General features: G+C 52.3%; 20 protein-coding genes. 5 read left to right on the top strand and 15 right to left on the bottom strand.

The features are described 5' to 3' along the window. From LZ463_RS01425 to LZ463_RS01440, 4 genes are all read right to left on the bottom strand, one after another. Positions 1 to 1,851: a M56 family metallopeptidase gene (locus LZ463_RS01425; protein ID WP_241453113.1), complete on the bottom strand. Its 1,851-nt coding sequence runs from the start codon at positions 1,849 to 1,851 to the stop codon at positions 1 to 3. Further along, on the bottom strand, positions 1,848 to 2,243 hold the full coding sequence (locus tag LZ463_RS01430; protein ID WP_241453115.1) for a BlaI/MecI/CopY family transcriptional regulator: 396 nt from the start codon (positions 2,241 to 2,243) through the stop codon (positions 1,848 to 1,850). The genes LZ463_RS01425 and LZ463_RS01430 overlap by 4 nt, the downstream gene beginning before the upstream one ends. Before the next feature lie 100 nt (positions 2,244 to 2,343). Further along, a complete protein-coding gene (locus tag LZ463_RS01435; RefSeq protein WP_241453118.1) occupies positions 2,344 to 2,640 on the bottom strand; it encodes a hypothetical protein in 297 nt (98 codons plus the stop codon). Positions 2,641 to 2,772: 132 nt separating this feature from the next. Then, positions 2,773 to 3,570, bottom strand: coding sequence for a helix-turn-helix transcriptional regulator (locus LZ463_RS01440; RefSeq protein ID WP_241453121.1), 798 nt, complete (start codon positions 3,568 to 3,570; stop codon positions 2,773 to 2,775). Between LZ463_RS01440 and LZ463_RS01445 the strand changes: the two genes are divergently transcribed. Continuing rightward, positions 3,564 to 3,845, top strand: coding sequence for a hypothetical protein (locus LZ463_RS01445; protein ID WP_241453122.1), 282 nt, complete (start codon positions 3,564 to 3,566; stop codon positions 3,843 to 3,845). The genes LZ463_RS01440 and LZ463_RS01445 overlap by 7 nt on opposite strands. Before the next feature lie 36 nt (positions 3,846 to 3,881). Beyond that, entirely contained in the window at positions 3,882 to 6,464 is a 2,583-nt protein-coding gene (locus LZ463_RS01450) for a cation-translocating P-type ATPase (RefSeq protein WP_241453124.1), read from the top strand. Between the two features lie 41 nt (positions 6,465 to 6,505). Here the strand turns inward: LZ463_RS01450 and LZ463_RS01455 are convergent, their stop codons facing one another. Beyond that, positions 6,506 to 7,237: a flagellar brake protein gene (locus LZ463_RS01455; RefSeq protein ID WP_241453126.1), complete on the bottom strand. Its 732-nt coding sequence runs from the start codon at positions 7,235 to 7,237 to the stop codon at positions 6,506 to 6,508. Positions 7,238 to 7,436: 199 nt separating this feature from the next. Between LZ463_RS01455 and LZ463_RS01460 the strand changes: the two genes are divergently transcribed. Further along, positions 7,437 to 7,985 (top strand): NADPH-dependent FMN reductase, encoded by a 549-nt coding sequence (locus tag LZ463_RS01460; RefSeq protein ID WP_241453128.1) that lies wholly within the window; start codon positions 7,437 to 7,439, stop codon positions 7,983 to 7,985. Here the strand turns inward: LZ463_RS01460 and LZ463_RS01465 are convergent. The 3 genes from LZ463_RS01465 to LZ463_RS01475 form a co-directional block, all read right to left on the bottom strand. Further along, positions 7,974 to 8,495, bottom strand: a complete 522-nt coding sequence (locus LZ463_RS01465) for a TlpA family protein disulfide reductase (RefSeq protein WP_241453129.1) — start codon at positions 8,493 to 8,495, stop codon at positions 7,974 to 7,976. The genes LZ463_RS01460 and LZ463_RS01465 overlap by 12 nt on opposite strands. Positions 8,496 to 8,600: 105 nt before the next feature. Further along, positions 8,601 to 9,383 carry a transporter gene (locus LZ463_RS01470; RefSeq protein ID WP_241453130.1) on the bottom strand — a complete coding sequence of 261 codons (783 nt, stop codon included), beginning with the start codon at positions 9,381 to 9,383 and terminating at the stop codon, positions 8,601 to 8,603. A gap of 7 nt (positions 9,384 to 9,390) precedes the next feature. Further along, positions 9,391 to 9,840, bottom strand: coding sequence for an Lrp/AsnC family transcriptional regulator (locus tag LZ463_RS01475; protein ID WP_241453133.1), 450 nt, complete (start codon positions 9,838 to 9,840; stop codon positions 9,391 to 9,393). 133 nt (positions 9,841 to 9,973) lie between these two features. Here LZ463_RS01475 and lysA point away from each other — a divergent pair, with 133 nt between their 5' ends. Then, positions 9,974 to 11,233 carry a diaminopimelate decarboxylase gene (gene lysA, locus LZ463_RS01480; protein WP_241453135.1) on the top strand — a complete coding sequence of 420 codons (1,260 nt, stop codon included), beginning with the start codon at positions 9,974 to 9,976 and terminating at the stop codon, positions 11,231 to 11,233. 34 nt (positions 11,234 to 11,267) lie between these two features. Here the strand turns inward: lysA and LZ463_RS01485 are convergent, their stop codons facing one another. From LZ463_RS01485 to LZ463_RS01495, 3 genes are all read right to left on the bottom strand, one after another. Beyond that, positions 11,268 to 12,110, bottom strand: coding sequence for a substrate-binding periplasmic protein (locus LZ463_RS01485; RefSeq protein ID WP_241453137.1), 843 nt, complete (start codon positions 12,108 to 12,110; stop codon positions 11,268 to 11,270). A gap of 300 nt (positions 12,111 to 12,410) precedes the next feature. Further along, a complete protein-coding gene (locus LZ463_RS01490) occupies positions 12,411 to 12,953 on the bottom strand; it encodes a peroxiredoxin family protein (protein WP_241453139.1) in 543 nt (180 codons plus the stop codon). Between the two features lie 129 nt (positions 12,954 to 13,082). Beyond that, positions 13,083 to 13,835: a phytanoyl-CoA dioxygenase family protein gene (locus tag LZ463_RS01495; protein ID WP_347176234.1), complete on the bottom strand. Its 753-nt coding sequence runs from the start codon at positions 13,833 to 13,835 to the stop codon at positions 13,083 to 13,085. A gap of 191 nt (positions 13,836 to 14,026) precedes the next feature. On the opposite strand from LZ463_RS01495, the gene LZ463_RS01500 reads away from it, so the two are divergent. Beyond that, a complete protein-coding gene (locus tag LZ463_RS01500; protein ID WP_241454262.1) occupies positions 14,027 to 15,082 on the top strand; it encodes a 3-deoxy-7-phosphoheptulonate synthase in 1,056 nt (351 codons plus the stop codon). A gap of 78 nt (positions 15,083 to 15,160) precedes the next feature. On the opposite strand, the gene LZ463_RS01505 is transcribed toward LZ463_RS01500, so the two are convergent. From LZ463_RS01505 to LZ463_RS01520, 4 genes are all read right to left on the bottom strand, one after another. After that, positions 15,161 to 16,522 (bottom strand): formimidoylglutamate deiminase, encoded by a 1,362-nt coding sequence (locus LZ463_RS01505; protein WP_241453143.1) that lies wholly within the window; start codon positions 16,520 to 16,522, stop codon positions 15,161 to 15,163. After that, positions 16,519 to 17,334, bottom strand: coding sequence for an N-formylglutamate deformylase (gene hutG / locus LZ463_RS01510; protein ID WP_241453145.1), 816 nt, complete (start codon positions 17,332 to 17,334; stop codon positions 16,519 to 16,521). Before hutG ends, LZ463_RS01505 begins: the two co-directional genes overlap by 4 nt. A 13-nt stretch (positions 17,335 to 17,347) precedes the next feature. Then, a complete protein-coding gene (locus LZ463_RS01515) occupies positions 17,348 to 18,112 on the bottom strand; it encodes an IclR family transcriptional regulator (protein WP_241453147.1) in 765 nt (254 codons plus the stop codon). A 156-nt stretch (positions 18,113 to 18,268) separates the two neighbouring features. Continuing rightward, on the bottom strand, positions 18,269 to 18,568 hold the full coding sequence (locus tag LZ463_RS01520) for a hypothetical protein (protein WP_241453149.1): 300 nt from the start codon (positions 18,566 to 18,568) through the stop codon (positions 18,269 to 18,271). Positions 18,569 to 18,600 lie beyond the last annotated feature (32 nt).

An 18,600-nucleotide genomic window follows, 5' to 3' on the forward strand; every position in this document is an offset into this window, starting at 1 on the left:
CTAGCTGGCAACGGCCGGTAGCATGGCCGCTCGTATGTTGATGACATCGTCATTGCGCGCATCAAGGTTTCTGGCGTTGAGCAAGACCATGATGACGGGCTTGCCGCCTATGGTGGCACGCATGGCCAGGCAACGGCCTGCCGCTTTTGAATAACCGGTTTTGGACAGGCTGATGTTCCAGTCCTTGTTGGCCGTCAGAGTATTGCTGCTCTGGTATTGCTGCAAGGCACCGTCGAGCAAGACTGCACCTTCGCTACGGCTGCTCAGGCGGCTCAACTCCGGGTAGGCAGTTGCGGCCTTGACCAGGGCGGCAACATCCTTTGCGCTGGAGCGGTTCCTGGTTGAAATACCTGTCGGTTCTACCAGTTGCGTCTGTTGCAGTTTGAGGCTGCTGATCTTCTTTTGCATGGCGGCGACAAAAGCAGCTTCGCCACCTGGATAAGTCCTGGCCAGTGCTTTGGCGGCTATATTGCTGGAAGGGATCAGCGCCAGTTCAAGCAAATCCTGCCGCGTCAGCACACTACCTGGTTTGAGCATGATCTGGCGGGTATTCCAGACTGATGCGTCTTCTTTACTGATGGTGATTTTTTCGCTCATATCAAGACCTGCATCAACAGTGAGCATGGCTGTCATCAGCTTGGATATGGAAGCGATGGGCACGCTGCTGTCGGCATCCTTGGCCATCAGTATCTGGCCGCTTTGTTCATCCATGACCAGCACATGTTCGGACTGGGTACGGACATAGGCTGTCATGCGTGGTGCAGCATTGTTGCCGGTTATGCCTTTGGCTGGTGCTGACGTGGTTGTTTGTGCTGATGCTGCGTTATTCCCGGTCGCCATGACCTGGGTTTGCAGCAAGAGCAACAGGGCCATGCCTATGCCCAGTACGGGGCTAGCCATCTTCCAGCGCCAGGGCTGGGCGTCCGGGCGTATCAGGCGTTTAATCCGTGACAACAGGTCACCACCGCTGGCTGCCAGCACAGCGTCAGGCAGGGCCGAGGCATGGAGTTTATCGAGGATTTGCAAGGCACGGGCCAAAGGACGTGTCTGACCGACCATGGTGATGGCAAGGTCATCGGCAATCAGTTCTCTTTCAGCATCAATGCGCTTGGACAACCACCAGACCGCTGGATGATAAAACAGCAGGGAAAGGACCAGGTTCTGCAAAAGATTGACGGCATAGTCCCAGCGTTTGATATGCCCCAGCTCGTGAGCCAATAGTGCTTCTATCATGTCATATGACATGCCGCTCAACAGCGAGGCTGGCATCAGTATTACCGGCTTGAAGCAACCATAAGTGATGGGGCTTAATAATTGCTGCTGGAATTGCAGTTCTATCTCGCGGCTGATACCAAATTTGTGTGCCAGTTGATTGGCGCGCGCTTGCCATGTAGATGACATGCCCGCCAGTTCGCCCTTGACATCATGTTTGCCCAGTCTGTGCACCCACAGCAAACCCAGGCCAAGGCGCGCCATCATCATGATGAAACCCAGGCCCCAGGCACTGACGATCAGGGGTAGATAAGCCTCTATCCTTGCGGCAAAGGCGCTTTCCCTGATCCAGACCAGGTCTGGCTGGATGGCAGTATTGGTCGCCATCTGCAAAGCGGTTTCGAGGCTGATGGATTGTGGTGTCTGCCATTGCTGGATAATGCCCAGTGCCGGCCATAACAGGCATAACAGCATGGCTATGCAGGCGATCAGGTAACGTAATTGCGGGCGGGCATTGCGGCATACCGCAAACAGGATAGCGCTGACGCTGGCAATCAAGGCACCCTGCCAGATGAAGTTGAGCAGGGGCCAGCCTAATAATCCGCTGATGTTGCCGGCAATACCGTATGTTGGCATCATGATTTTTTCTCTTCCTGCAGGATTTGTTCTATCTCTTCGCGCTCTGCGGCGCTGACATGACCACGCAAGGCAGCCAGGACCAGGGCTTTGCCGGAACCGGCAAAGACTTTCTGTATCAAGTCCTTGAGCAAATTGGTTTGCAGGGAGTCCTGCTCCTGCGAAGGTGCATACACGTGTGAACGCTGGCTTTCATCGCGCATCAGGATACCTTTGCCGTGCATGATCTGCAGATGGCGCAAGACTGTGGCATAGGCCAGATCGGGGCGCTCTTCCTGTATGGTTTCATGCAGTTGCTTGGCGCTCATGGGGCCGTGCTGCCACAAAACCTTGAGCAAGTTCAGCTCGGATGCCGTGGGCTTGGGGATAGATGATTTTGCAATAGAGGAAGACATATTCTGCATCCAGTTTCAAGAATGGATGCAGAATAAATGTTCTAGAAACTTTTGTCTAGAACTTTTTTTCTAGACAATCAATCCGGATACTCTTGCCTGACTATCCTGCCTGCAGTGCAGCAAGTCTTTCTGCCACTTCCCGTTTTAATTCATGTGCGAATACATCATTGAACTGTATATTCATGCCACGGATTTCGGGATCGGTGATGCCATTGGCGAGACGGAATTCGCGGGCATGGGTACGCAACCGATTTTCAAATTCTTCTATGTCGGCCAGCCTGCTGACAGGCCTGACTTCAACACCTGGTTCTCGGGCCAGGTGGGCATGTAACCTGGCCTCATGCAAGGCCAGCATGTCGGTCACAGGTGTAGATTTGAACAGCGCAAAACTGTGCACATGGGGCCGCTGAGGTAATACGTGCTGCTGCGGGCATCCGAAGTCAGCAATAGACTGCCATCGCTAAGCAGGCTGATACAGCGCTTCAGACATACGTTGCCCGCTGCTTCTATGAGCAGGGCAATATCCTGCTTAAATCATGCTGCGCAGCCGCGACTGGCTGGGAGTCATGCCGAAAACGGAACGGAAGCTGGAGGTGAAATGGCTGTGGCTGACAAAGCCGCATGCATGGGCTATCTGCGTCAGGTCATGGCGTGTTGCCTGCATGGCGCGCAGGGCTTTCGCCAGTCGGGTACGTATCAGGTAACGATGGACAGGCAAACCGACTTCTTCTCTGAATACCCGTGCCAGGTGAAACGGCGATGTATGTACCTGACGGGCCAGTTCATCAAGTGCCCATTCCTGCTGGGGATACAGCGAGATCAGTTCTTTGACGGCCTCAACTTGCTGGCGTCTGCGACGCTGTGTCTCGGTGTGCCTGACACGGTCCAGTTGCCGGCGCTCAAAACAGGCCGCCTGTACAGAGGCAGTCAGCACTGTGACACTGATTTCCTGTACCGCCAGAGTATCGATGACTGGTTCATGCAGATGTCGCCATAAAAGTTCGCGGCTCAGCACGCTGGCTGGGGGTAGCAGGCTATGCGGCCTCAATGCGGGAGCATACAATTGCTGTACTCCTGCGGCATCGATCAGCATTTGCGTAAGTGCCTCCTTTGAAAAATCCAGCACCAGGGCCTCGTCCCCTATATCGCCAGGGAAGGTGATGCGGTAAGGTTTGCCCTCCCCCAGAAAAATCGCATGATTGGCATTCGCAATGACATGCTGTTTCGGACCATCATGCTTGGCCAGCACGCCGGCAATGGGCAACAATACCAGGTCGGCAGTCTCGCACTCAAGCTCATCTGTATCATCAGGCGCGGGCTTTGCCATACCGTGCCGTATGGACAGGAGTTCGCTTTGAAAAAGAGTACGCAGCACTAAAGACATTTTTGGAAACCGGTAAAATCAATGTTATAAAATCCCTGAAACAGTTCTACAAGCACAATTTTCAGCTTATCCTGACTTTCGTGAATGATGATTTTGATTTAAACGTATTTACTGAACAAGCTATTGGTCACACTGCGGGAATTGAGATAACTGCTATTGTATGCTTCAATGCAGCAGCTTTGAGATTGATCAATATACCAGCCTGCTTATCTCTGTAAAGCTATAGTCACGAACTATCACTGGGCAGTGCTCACATGGCTACACCTGAACTCGCAACAACGACCGGACTGAGTTCTGCCGTCTCAAAAGAGCGGCTACAGGCTGTTGGTCCCAATGAGCTGCCCTCAGCCAGGCCCCGCAATATCTGGGCAATTGCCTGGACGGTATTAAGCGAACCTATGCTCTTGCTGCTGATCGCCTGCGGCAGCATTTATCTGGTGCTGGGCGACATACATGAAGCGCTGGTGCTGCTGGCTTTTGTGTTTGTCATCATCACTATCACTTTTTATCAGGAACACAAGACTGAGCGTGCGCTTGAGGCCTTGCGTGATTTATCGAGCCCGCGTGCGCTGGTCATCAGGGATGGTCAACAAATACGTATTGCAGGCCGGGAAGTGGTTCCTGGCGATGTGATGGTACTGGCAGAAGGCGACAGGGTAGCTGCAGATGCTGTGTTGTTGTCTTGCCTGAATATGACAGTCGATGAATCCCTGCTGACTGGTGAATCCGTTCCTGTCAACAAAGCTGCTCAGGACAATTTGCCAGCAGCGATGGGACAAGCTGGTGGCGAAGATACACCTTTTGTCTTTTCTGGCAGTCTGGTGGTGCAAGGTAAAGGGCTGGCCCAGGTTATGGCAACGGGCAGCCAGACTGCTATCGGCAGGATAGGTACAGCCTTGTCATCGGTCGATACCGAGCCCACGCGTGTACAAGTGGAAACCCGCAAGGTAGTCAAATATGTCGCCCTCTCCAGCCTGGGCGTGGCTGTGCTATTGGCGACCTGGTATGGGTTCAGCCGCCAGCTTTGGCTGGACGGGGTGCTGATCGGTCTTACTTTTGCAATGGCCTTGATACCAGAAGAATTGCCTGTCGTTTTAACCCTGTTCCTGGGTATAGGCGCATGGCGCATGGCCAGACAGCAGGTATTGACGCGAAGAGTGCCTGCCATCGAAACGCTTGGAGCAACGACGGTACTCTGTACGGACAAAACCGGCACGCTGACGCAAAATAAAATGGAGGTCGTGCAATTGTTCGCAGGAAATAAAGTCATTGACTGCCAGCAGCCAAGAGCTGATTTGCCTGAAGAATTTCATGAAGTCCTCGAGTATGCCATTTTAGCCAGTCACCGTGAGCCTTTTGATCCCATGGAGGTAGCCATTCAAGGAGCAGGAATAAACATGCTCAGCAAGACTGAGCATTTGCACGCCGGCTGGGGGCTGGTTGAAGAATATCCCCTGTCAAAGGAATTGCTGGCCATGTCCAGAGTCTGGGCTTCAGAGGACAGGGAACAGTATGTCATTGCCACCAAAGGCGCGCCCGAGGCAGTTGCCGATCTTTGTCATTTGCTGCCCAATGACGCAAAGACATTGCTGGAACAAGTCAACCTGATGGCTGAAAAAGGACTGCGTGTACTCGGTGTCGCCAAAGCAAAATTCAAGGCTTCCCATGTGCCTATTGCCATCGAGAACACGACGGAAGATGAACTACCCGACATCCAGCATGATTTTGATTTTGAACTTGTCGGCCTGATTGCCATGGCAGACCCGGTACGCGCCGGTGTGCCGGCGGCCATCCATGAATGCCAGACGGCTGGGATACGGGTGGTGATGATTACCGGTGACTATTCTGCAACCGCAAAAAATATAGCGGCGCAGTGTGGCTTGCCAGTAACCGGCGGCGTTATCACCGGTGCAGAACTCAATGAGATGGATGAAGCGCAATTGCAGCAACGCATTGCTGACGTCGCCATATTTTGCCGGGTCGCACCGGAACAAAAACTGCGCCTGGTCAATGCCTACAAAGCTGCCGGAGAAGTCGTTGCGATGACCGGCGACGGTGTGAACGATGCACCGGCGCTGAAAGCTGCAAATATAGGAATAGCGATGGGCAAGCGGGGCACGGATGTGGCGCGTGAATCTGCAGCCCTGGTGTTGCTGGACGATGAGTTCTCCTCTATCGTGGCAGCCGTCAAATCAGGTCGACGGATATTTGACAACCTCAGGAAAACCATTTGCTTTATCGTTGCCGTTCATATCCCCGTGATTGGCATGTCAGTTATCCCCGTCGTGCTGGGCTGGCCCGTCATGTTGATGCCTGTGCATATCTTGTTTCTACAACTCATTATCGATCCCACCTGTTCGCTGGTATTTGAGGCCGAAGTGGAAGAAAGAGATGTCATGCAGAGACCACCCCGGGCCACCCGAGCGACGATTTTTAATCGCAAAACCTTGTTCAAGGGTTTGCTGCAAGGCTCGGCATTATTACTGACCATCTTGATGATTTACCACCTCGCATTACAACAAATGGAAGTGAATCAGGCCAGGACCATGGCATTCACGGCCATGGTGACTGGCAATATAGGTTTAATCTTTATTAACCGCAGTTTGTCTGCCAATATCCTCCATAGTTTGCGCCTGCCCAATCCCGTGCTGTGGTGGGTGGTGACCGGCGCCATGGCAGTGTTGTCTCTGGCACTGTTTTTACCTGGATTGTCCAGGCTGTTTTACTTTGCCAGCATAGCATCCACGCAATTGGCTATCAGCCTGCTCGCCGCGTTGCTGTGCATCAGCCTGATGGCTGCACTCAGAGTATTTACAAGCAGCAAGACGACAACTTGAACAAGCAGCATTGCCAGGTGCCGTATTCAGGCTGACGGTCATTATTTTGGCAACAGTTTGCGCCGCTCATACTCAAGCTGGTTGATGTGGCGCTGGATTGCCACATCCATTTCATGCGGCAATTTAACAAAACTGATCCCTATGCGATAACGGCCCTGCTTGTTTTTTTCTATCTGTGTTACATGGCGTATCACTCCGGCACAGCGCACTACATTGCGTATACCCAGGACAATATGGGCAATAGCAATACGATCCTGCACTTTCAGTTGCGGAGGACCAGAGACCTGTACGCTGAAGCCACCCACGCAAATATCATGGATGGGTAAATACGCCAGGGTCTCTCCGTGCTCGTCATACAGCCTGGCCTTGAGCGGATCAACAATGGGTAACTGGTTACGGAAAAATTCACGGCGCTGCATGCGTACCACGCGCTGGGGTATCGATACCCAGAAGGCATCCTGCCCTCCCCACAAAAACCGTTGAGGATTGAGACCGGTAAACTGCACACGTATGCCGTCGGGATAAGCCAGCAAAACACATGAACTGGCTTTTTCCAGCAATTTATTGGCGCGTGCATCACCGCCAATATCAAAAACGAGGCCATCTTCCCTGGCTGACAGTATCTGGGTAACGATAAATTCGCGTCCTTCATTGAAGTAGACGGTAACCGGCTCGCGCCTGTGCGCAAGTTCGTTCAGGATACCAAGAATCTCTCGCTGACCCAGCAAGAAAAATTTATCTTCAATTTCTTCGTTACTGAATGAAGCCGACATCCATCATCCTTCTTATATGTTTTTTTTAAAATAATCTCCTTATTGCCTTTGGTCAATCAAAGAATGCTTGCACACCGCCTGACGAAGTTCATCAGTTGCTTTTTTGGCTCATCAAGCCTGATTCCCCCTACGCCTGTATAAAGTCCCGATTTGTTGCATAATGGCAGCTTTGCAAAATACAGGCTGCGGTTTGATTGCGATGAACATACTTGCCATTTGCGGCAGCCTGCGTGCTGCGTCCCTCAATGCCATGCTGATACGCGCCTTGTGCAAGCTGGCATCTGACGATATCAGGATCAACACTTATGCCGGAATGGCGGCACTGCCCCTGTTCAATCCGGATCTGGATCTAACACCACCCGCATCTGTCGTTGAATTGAAAACGCAGATACGAGCGTCAGATGTCGTGCTGATCGCCAGCCCTGAATATGCGCATGGTATTACCGGTGTCATGAAAAATGCCCTGGATTGGACCGTCAGCAGCGATGTGTTTGTCAACAAGCCCGTCATTGTCTTGAACACTTCACCCAGGGCCACGCATGCAGATGCTGCGCTAAGGGAAATCCTGAGCGTCATGTCCGCACATATCATGGAAGGAGCCTCAATCAAGGTACCTGTCGTCGGTGCTGGCCTGGACGAGGACGGCATAGTGAGTGATCAGATAATAGCAACCAGCCTGAGAATAGCGCTAATAGCGGCCAGGGCAGAATGGAAACTGTATCAAAACAGACTGGACTCAGGACACTAGAGCTTGCTCCAGCAAGTGATGCAATTCGGTGAATGAGGGTTCGCCGACGTAACGCTTGAGAATGTTGCCCTGCCTGTCAATGACATAGGTGGTCGGCGTCAGTTTGACGTCGCCAAATGACTTGGCCAGCTTGCCTTGCACATCAAGCGCGACATGGAAAGGCAGTTTGCGGGTTTCTGTGTAGTTGAGCACGTAATTGGGCGGATCATAGCTCATGGCGACGGCAACAAATTCCAGCCCCTGTTTGTTGTACTTATTATAAGTCTCTATCATCTTGGGCATTTCGCCGACACAGGTCGTGCAGGATGTTGCCCAAAAATTCACCATGACGACTTTGCCACGCAGGCTTTGTGTGGAAATTTTTTCGCCCTTTATATTGGTAAAACTCACCTCAGGCATGGGCGTCTTTGCCTTGTACGTCATGAAGAACGTCACTGCCAGGGCAATCAGGGCAGTAGCGGCGATGACAGAGAAAATGGCAAATTTGCGCGGTGAAGAAGGGGCCAACATAGCGTTTCCAGAATCAAGGGACAAATCGAATGTTCACATTATACGACGTTACAGTCATGCAGTTTTCCCCAAGGCTTGATCCGCCCCAAACGTCACCATAGAAAGTCACCATAGTTTGGCCACTGGTATCACAACACCGGCAAACCATGAGCGATCCGACGAACTTGAAGTCAACCCCTTGATCAACCCTGCATCAAAGGTCAGGCGTTTGTTCGGACTATAGGTAAATGCCAGCAACGCCTGGCCCTGGTTCCTGGTGCCGGCACGATGCCAGCCCGCCCATTCTGCCGTTACCCCGCATTGCTCATTGAGTGCTGCTGAAAACGAGCCCGACAGGCCGGTTTGCCAGTGCGAAGTATTATCCTCAGCAAAGCCCTGGTGAGTCAGGTTCAGGTTGATGTCGGCATGCAGCTTGCCAAAATCCTGACTATAGATGCTGTTCAGTGTCCAGTCGGGCTTGCCGCTGCCCAGAGGTTCTTTGGCTGTCGGGAATTTATTGCCAAACTCCAGACCAAAGGCGGTATCGTCATCCACGATAAAAGCGCGTTTGATAGTCAGTGAAGTATCACCAAAACCCTGGTTGCGCTGCCCGGCTTCATCATTGATGACCCTGGCTTCACCACCGAGCAACACACCCCATTCTTTGGAGAAAGCCAGTTTGAACAGATAAGGCAGGCTCTGGCGACGGGAACCATCGTCCTTGCTGACGTTGACACCCATTTCCAGTTCCAGTTGCCCGGTTACTGGCAGCTGGGCAGAATTAGATACCGAAGGCCGGTAGGGTGTAATCGGGTTTTCAACATCATCAGCCGCTTGCGCAAGCAGACTGACCTGGCATGTCAACATTGCCAGCAAACCAAGGCAGGACAGGCGTATTCTGGACATCATCTTCCTTTCATTCCGGCAGGGGGGCGCTGATGGCTTTACCAGCCACATGGGTAGTCAAGACAATGGCCGTGGAAGTTGAACCAAAGGCATTGAGTTCATTGATAATACGCTGCAAATGCTCTACATCGGTGGCCAGCACGCGCATGACCGCACCGTCTTCACCGGTGACAGTATAACAGTCTATGATTTCAGGGCAGCTTGCCACATACTGGACATATGGTCGCCCCTGCTGGGTGGACAACCTGATCATGGCTGTGATTTGATAACCCAGGGCCTTGGGATTGATGTCGGCTCTGTAAGCACGGATGACCTGACCAGCTTCCAGGCGCTTGATGCGCTCTGACACGGCTGGCTGGCTGAGGTGAACCTGACGCCCGATCTCTGCATGTGACATACGAGCATCCTGTTGCAATAGTTGCAGGATTTTTTGGTCAAACTGGTCGAGTCTATAATTCATAAGCATATTGTCCTGATTTCCAATCAAATCCTTGGCTGTGCCGGTGATTCCTTATGAGTTCCCATTCAAACTGGCGCTTGCACTTGTTAAAGTAGAGCTTATACCAAACTTTGAACCACTCTGGAAAACCGCCATGACAAACACGACAACGACAGGCATTACCGCTGCCCAGCTTGCCACCATCGCCCAGGATTTTCAAACCCCTTGCTGGGCATATGATGCCACAATTATAAGATCACAGATTGCCCGCCTGCGTCAATTTGATGTCATCCGCTTTGCCCAAAAGGCATCAAGTAATATCCATCTTTTGCGTCTGATGCGCGAAGAAGGCGTCATGGTCGATTCTGTCTCTCTGGGTGAGGTGGAGCGTGCCCTGGCCGCCGGCTATGCCAGCCAGGCTGAGCATGGTGGTCACGCCCCTATCGTCTTTACTGCAGACCTGCTTGATCGCGCCACCTTGAAGCGTGTGGTGGAATTGAATATCCCGGTCAATTGCGGCTCGCCACAGATGCTGGAACAACTGGGCCAGGCCCACCCTGGCCACGCTGTCTGGCTGCGCATCAATCCTGGTTTTGGCCATGGCCATAGCCGCAAGACCAATACCGGCGGTGAGCAAAGCAAGCATGGCATCTGGCATGAAGAATTGCAGCATGCGCTGGCGATCATTGATCAATACGGACTGACGCTGGTGGGGCTGCACATGCATATAGGCTCAGGCGTGGACTATGGCCATTTGCAAAGCGTCTGCGATGCCATGATAGCGCAGGTGAAAATCTGCAATCGCGATTTGCAGGCAATCTCTATCGGTGGCGGCTTGTCCATCCCTTATCGCGGCGAAGAAGCAGTGGTCGATACAGCGCATTATTTCGAGATCTGGGACAAGGCCAGGAAAGAAATCGAGACCCTGCTTGGTCACAAGATCAGCATGGAGATTGAGCCTGGCCGTTTTCTGGTGGCGCAATCAGGCCTGCTGATTTCTGAGCTGCGCGCACAAAAACAGGTAGGCAATAATTTCTTCGCCCTGGTTGATGCCGGTTTCAATGACCTGGTGCGCCCTTCCATGTATGGCAGTTATCACCGCATCAGTTGCCATGCGCCAGATGGCAGTTTGCGCACTACTGCCACCCGCCCAACTGTGGTGGCCGGCCCCCTGTGCGAATCAGGTGATGTATTCACGCAAGAAGATGGTGGCGTCGTCACGACCCAGGCTTTGCCGGCCTGTGAAATTGGCGACCTGTTTGTCTTCCATGACGCCGGCGCCTATGGGGCCAGCATGTCGTCCAACTATAACTCACGCCCGCTGATACCGGAGGTCCTGGTTGACGGTGACCAGATCAGGCAAATCCGCCGCCGCCAGACAGTGCAGGAACTGATCGCGCTGGAAAATATCTGAAGCGTGAGGAAGCTGCCAGATCAATCCGGCTCGTTTAATGCAGTTCTTCAATCAGGCCTGCCTTTCTGGCCTTGATGATGGCATTATTGAGTTTGGCAATAATGCCGTCATCCTTGTCTGCCCTGACTGCGAAATGAGTGGTGTCGATCAACAGGGGTTTGGGTAAAGCCACCAGCCTGACATCGTCCATCGACGGCAGGCCACCATCATATTCATCTCTGATGGCCTGCAATCTGTGTTCCACGACCCTGGGGTCTTTGCGCATGGCGCCAAAGGTAGCTGCATCCATGCGGCGGAACAGGAGTTTATAGATCCTGGATATCGGCAAGGGGTTGTCTGCCTCAACCTTGAACAAATTGTCTTTCATGGCATCAAATTCATCGCCATAACTATGGCCCCTTGGTATGCCTATGGTCTTGCCCTTGAGATCGGCATAGGAGTTGAAAGGGAATGTGGCGTCACTTCTGGTGACCAGAAAAATGTACCGGGATTGCACTGGCAATGAAAAATGGAAGTTTTTTTCCCGCTCTCTGGTTTTGCTGACGCCATACAAGATACCTTCACCGTTTTCCATCGCCCGCAACGCTCTTGGCCAAGGGTTACGCTGTTGTTGTATCTGTATATTTTCTGTTCTGGAGATGAAGTCGAAAAGCTTGTCCAGCTTTTCCATAGGGATTTGTTGTCCGCGATGATCGATGGGGTCGGAGGTCAGGATGACAATTTCTTTTGCGAAGGCAGGCGGGAAGGCAAATAACAGACAAAACAGACAAGTCAGTAAACAAGGCCAGATGCCATATCGCGACAAGCGGAAAAGCAGGTCAGGACGTCGATAGCGCCACGGTCGACTTTGGTAAGACTGGCTGGTTTCTCGCTTCATTGGCACGATCCGTATCATCCACAGTAAACCTGGCGTACACCTTTACCTGCACTGAGCACGCCTATATCCCGTCCCCTGTTCTATCACATGAGGGACAGCCTTTATCTTGAGGGGGTAAAACAGGCAACAAGCAAACTCCAGCTTGTCGGAGAATTGCAAAATCGAAATGATGAAATCGATAAAGAATAATAACGTCAATATACTGCTACAGCAAGTACGATGACTGATGACAAAAATAAAAACCGCAGCCTGACATCAGCCGTGCTGCGAATTTTATTCCAGTAAGTTTTTTTAAGGCACTTAACCTTTGGCAGCGGGGGCAGGTGCATCAATTACCGCCTTGATATGCGTCCATTGCGCCGGTTTGATGGCTCCCTTGAAAGATTCGATGACCTTGCCGTCGCGACCGATCAAAAAGGCCGTTGGTGTGGCAAAGACCTTGCCAAAATTGTCCTTGTAGCTGGGGTCATTACGCCACAGGGAAGGGAAATTCTGGTTGGTCTTGGTCATCCAGTTGGACAGCCTGGAGTATTCGTCAATGTCAGACATGGCATCATCTATGCTGACCGTTACCATTTCAAAGCCGGATTTTTTATTGGCTTCGTAAAATTTGCGGAAGGTTGGCATTTCTGCGCGGCAAGTCGGACACCAGGTTGCCCAGAAAGTCACCAGCACCACATCCCCCTTGGCAGGATTGAGTTTATAGGCTTTACCATTCAACATGGTGCCAGACAAAGCAGGCTTGGCTGGAAACTCTTCCTTGCCGGCGGCGTGGCTCAATTGCACTGACAAGGCAGCAGCCAGAATACTGGCAGCAACAAAAAACTGTTTCATTCGGAACATGGTCTTACTCCATTCTATATCGTATGCGGGACTGACGAAAACAAGCTGTTACAGCTTGGTCGTAAGACTCCGATAAATCTTACAATTGATTTATTCATGATAGCCCAGTTCAGGCAAAGCTGGTTTTTACTACAGCGCTATCTCGGGATATGCCGCCGACCGTGTACCAGGTCTCGCCGGATTGTCTGCCGCGCGATAAGTAAATACCATGGAAAACTTGGTCGCCGCCGTCTGGTTCTTGCCAGCGGCATGAAACAGGTTGCTATGAAAAAGCAGCACATCTCCCTGTTGCAACGGTACCGGCACGGCCTGTGCCAGCAAGCCCTGGTTCTGTGGCAGGTCGCTGCGCAGAAACTGCGCCTGATCCAGTTGCCCTGCATCAATATCGAGCTTGTGGGACGCCGGTATCACCAGCAGGCAACCATTTTCCAGGGTCTCGTTGCGCAGCGCCAGCCAGGCTGACACCAGTTCTGCTTTTTGAAAATTCCAGTAACGGCTGTCCCTGTGCCAGCCAGTCGCGGTTGAATACTGCGGCTGCTTGGTCATGATGCAATTATGATGCGCCTGGGACAGGCAAGCCCCCTGCCCCAGCAATTGTAATAATGGTTCCGCCAGGACCTTGCCGGTGGCCCACTGTGCCAATCTGGCATCGCGGGCATAAGCTTGCAACAGACGCCTGGCCGTCAGACCACCTTCTGCTTCTCGCGAAGCCGGGGCGCCTGGGTAGCGGGTATCGGCTTCGTATTCTATGGGCTGGGCATGGGCGGCCAATTGCTGTTCAGTAAACTGCAACACTTCCTGGCAAAAAGCAGGGCTGGCTTGTTGTCTTAAAACCAAAAACCCTTGTTCCGCAAATTCTTGTAACTGTTGGGTACTTAACATGGTCATCACAATTCTCGGTGAGCAAGTCTCTATTCTGCCAGCATCCGAACAATACTGCTCCAGAATGGTGCAGGTGTGCCTTCAGCAAATAGGGCAAGCTTGTACTGCGTTTTGTGTATGACAGGCAAATTGCGATAAATATCCTGGTTTGGGTCATAATGTAGGTCATCTTTTTGCTTTTTTTACCAACCATGACACATACCATATTAGAAAACATCAACGTCAGTTCTTTCGAGAACATGCCTACCCCTGAAGAATTGCACACCCGCCTGCCTCTGAGCGACCTGGCCGGTGATGTCGTCGAACAAAGCCGTGAAAGCCTGCGCAACATACTGGAACGCAAGGACAAGCGCCTGTTCGTCGTGGTTGGTCCCTGCTCCATCCATGACCCGGTGGCCGGTCTGGATTATGCACGCCGCCTCAAAGCCCTGCAGGAAGAAGTCAAGGACGTGATGCTGCTGGTCATGCGCGTGTATTTTGAAAAACCACGTACCACGACGGGCTGGAAGGGTTATATCAATGATCCATATATGGATGATTCTTTCCGCGTCGATGAGGGCATGGAAAAAGCCCGCAAGTTCCTGCTCGATGTCTGCGAACTTGGCCTGCCGACCGGAACGGAAGCGCTCGACCCGATCTCGCCGCAATACCTCGGCGACCTGATCGCCTGGACTGCAATCGGTGCGCGCACCACAGAATCACAGACCCACCGCGAAATGTCGTCCGGCCTGTCTACCCCTGTGGGTTTCAAGAACGGTACAGATGGTGACATCAGCATCGCCATCAATGCCATTTTGTCGGCATCACATCCGCATTCTTTCCTCGGTCTGAATGGTCAGGGCCGTGTCTCTATCGTACGCACCAGTGGCAATCAGTATGGTCATGTGGTCTTGCGTGGTGGTGGTGACCGCCCGAATTACGATACCGTATCCGTCGCCATGGCCCAGCAGGCGCTTGTCAAAGCCAAGCTGCCACCGAATATCGTGGTCGACTGCTCGCACGCCAACAGCTACAAGAAACCGGAACTGCAACCGCTGGTCATGGCCGATGTCGTCAACCAGATTGCCAATGGCAACAAGGACATCGTCGGCGTCATGATCGAATCCAACATCGTTGCCGGTAACCAGCCTATCCCCGCAGATTTATCGCAACTCAAATACGGCTGCTCGGTCACTGATGCCTGTGTGGATTGGGAAACGACAGAGAAGATGTTGCGGGATGCGGCGGCGAGATTGCGTCAACAATAATCTGGCAAAGTGACTATTGAAACAGGCGCAGCATTTCGTATGCGCCTGTTCATTCTTTAGATGGGCATTCAGAAAATTTTATAGTGCGCGCAGGCTGCGAATGCAAGCACCATAGGCTGACTGTATCTCTGCTTGCTGCAGGTGCTTGCCATTTTGAACGACCAGCTTTCCCCCGACATAAACATCCCGCACCAGATTATCATTGCCCGCAAATATCCAGGTATTGAGTACATCTGCACTACTGATACCTGCGAGATTCGGATGCTCATCATCAAGTACCACGATTTCAGCGCGGTAACCAATACTTAGCTGCCCAAGTTGACGCCCGCTGGCTTGCGCACCACCTTGCAGGGCAGCCTGATACAGAAAATCACCTACCTTGCGCTGTGCCGGAATACTTGCAATATTGCGACCTTGCAGGCGCAGGCGCTGTCCATATTCCAACCAGCGCAATTCTTCCACCGGGCTTTGCGACACATGGCTGTCACTGCCTACACCAAAGCGGCCACCGGCGGCGATGTAATCTGGCAAATCAAAAAATCCATCACCGAGATTACCTTCTGTGGTCGTACAGATGCCGGCTACTGCACCACTGCTGGCGATACCCTGTACCTCTGCCTTGTTCAGATGGGTGGCATGCACCAGGCACCAGCGTTCATCGACCAGGCCGGTATCGAGCAAGAGTTCTACCGGACGCCTGCCTGAATAGGCAATACAGGCATCGACTTCTTTTTGTTGCTCAGCGATGTGGACATGGATGGGACGAGCGCCAGGGAGTGCCGCCACCAGTTCACGTATCTGGCTGATGCTGGCGGCACGCAGTGAATGCGGTGCAACGCCGATTTCAACCTGGGCACTGCGTTTACCTTCCAGCGCTGTGATCAATTGCATGATCTCGGTCACATTGGTAGAGAAGCGACGTTGATCATGACGCAGCATCTGTTCGCCAAAATCAGCATAGCTGTACAACACGGGCAGCATGCTGATACCCATACCAGCCTGCTCTGCCGCAGCGATCACGCGTTCTGCCATCTCGGCTGGGCGGGCATAAAAACTACCGTCCTGATCACGGTGCAAATAATGGAATTCGCAGACGGCGGTATAGCCGTGGCGCAGGCATTCCGCATACAGCTGCGCGGCGATGGCCTGGATTTGCTCGGGGGTGATATGCAGAGCATAACGGTACATCAGATCACGCCAGGTCCAGAAGCTGTCCTTGCCCTCGCCCGCCATTTCTGTCATGCCAGCCATGGCGCGCTGGAAGGCGTGCGAATGCAGATTGGTCATGCCAGGCAAGGCAAACTGCACCTGATTCTCGTATGCCTGCAATTCTGTATTTTGTTCTATCTGATTGAAGTCGCCATCATCATTCCAGTGCAGGCGGACATTGCTGACCCAACCTTGCGGCAGCAAAGCATTGTGTGCAAATAAACTGCTCATGCAGCGCTCCCTTGTGTCTTGTTCCAGTCCAGGCAGGATTGCAGCAATTGTCTGAGCAAAGGCTGCACCCGTGTTGCCAGGTCGGGTCTGTACGCATAGGGAGCTGCTTCATCCATGTAGATGCATTGGCTCATTTCCAGCTGCACGGCATGGATGTGCCTGTGCGGCTGGCCATAATTGCGGGTGATAAAACCGCCCTTGAAACGGCCATTGAAAACGTGCGTATAGGCTTGCGCATGGTTAGAGTCTTGCAAACATGCTTGCAGTGCATTCTGCATGCCGGTAGCACAGGATTTCTGGTCAGCGGTACCAAAATTAAGGTCTGGCAATTTGCCTGCAAAAAAACGTGGCACCAGTGAGGCGATGGAATGCGCATCCCACAGGATGACGCTGCCATGCAGGCTCAACAAGCGTTCCAGCTCTTGTTGTAATTGCTGGTGATAAGGCTGCCAGTAAGCAGTAATGCGACGCTGGACTTCCGCCTCTGTCGGCAGGCTATCAAGTGCGTACAGCGGCTGTTTGGCAAAGGTGTCGACCGGGCACAAGCCGGTTGTATCCTGACCAGGATACAGATTGGCATTATCAGATGAGCGGTTGAGGTCGATCACATAGCGTGAATATTCTGCTGCGATGGTGGATGCCCCCAGCTCTGCCGCCATATTGTAGAGGCTGCACAAATGCCAGTCAGTATCGGCTTTTTCTTGCGCGACTGGCAGCATCTGGCTGGCAATATCATCCGGTATGCAAGTGCCGACATGGGGCATGGAAATCAGTAGGGGCACGCTGCCCTGTTGAAAGTGATAAGCAGTCATGATGTCTTCCGTTTTATGGATGTTGTAATTTGCGGCTGAGCCTGTCAGCTGCTTTTAAAGTCATGTTAATCAATTCTTGCTTGCGGTCTTGTATGCGTTGTGCCGGTGCCATCAGGGACAGGGTGGCTTCGAGTTTGTTGCGACCAGAAAATACCGGGGCGCTGACACCCCAGATGCCGAGGTCAATTTCATTTTCACTGGTCGCGTAGCGTTGCTCGCGTATTGTTTGCAGTTGATAGAGCAAAGAGTCGCGCTGCCCCTCTGAACCCGGCACATCCTCAAGAAAATTTTCGGCAATCAGTGCTTCTTGTGTAGCTGGTGGCAAGAATGCGAGCAAGGCTTTGGCAGAAGCACCGCGCACGCTGGAGCTGGCTCGCCCTTTGGCAAATGAGCAGCGCAAGGCTTGCTGGCTTTCCTGCATATCCAGGCAAACGACCTGCCCGTTCACATAAGCGAGCAAACCTACGCTTTCGGCTGACTTCTGCACCAGTTCAGCCAGTTCGTCACGGGCAGCGCTCATCAGCCAGGAGTGCTGGTCAAAACCGCGTGCCAGTTGTACTGCCAACGGGCCGGGTTCGTATAAGCCGGTTTGCGCGTGTTCCTGCACCAGCCCCCACTTCTTTAAAGGAGCAAGCTGGCGATACAGTGTGCTCAGTGGCAAACCGGTTTGTTCCACCAGTTCACGTGCGGACAGCGCTTCACCATGGCGAGCGATACAGGCCAGTACCTGCAGCACGCGTTCGCTTTGAGGAATACTATCTTTGTGAAATACAGTCATGATGCCTGAGCCAGAAAAGCATTGTCAGGCTTATTTTAGCAATCAAATGGGAAACATCAAGAATTGATTCTCGTCTGATGAGAATCAATCCCCAGTATTTTCCCCTTATTTTTTACAAAAAGGTTAATGTTTCTAGAAAAACAGATTCAACAGATTTCAGTCATGATTGTCATGACTACCGGCATGACCTTTATTTGACAGAGAAAATTCGATGAGGTCCTCGTCAGGAATAGTATCGCTGTCTACATATTTTCCGCTTGGCGGCCCGAGGCTGGGTTGTACAAAAACATAACAAGCCAACGCATCAATGACTGGCAACAACCAGATCAGCCCACATTGTGCATATTTTTGGACAGGCTCATAGAAGTCACTCTTCGCCAGCAAATACGTTACATATAAATTCATTGCCAGCAAAACGCTGACAATGAATATGGCGACAACGACGAGGGTATTCATATTTACAGAATGACAGGGCAAAGGGACTGGCC

It is taken from the genome of Undibacterium paludis (assembly GCF_022568815.1).
In the GTDB taxonomy this organism is placed as follows: domain Bacteria; phylum Pseudomonadota; class Gammaproteobacteria; order Burkholderiales; family Burkholderiaceae_D; genus Undibacterium.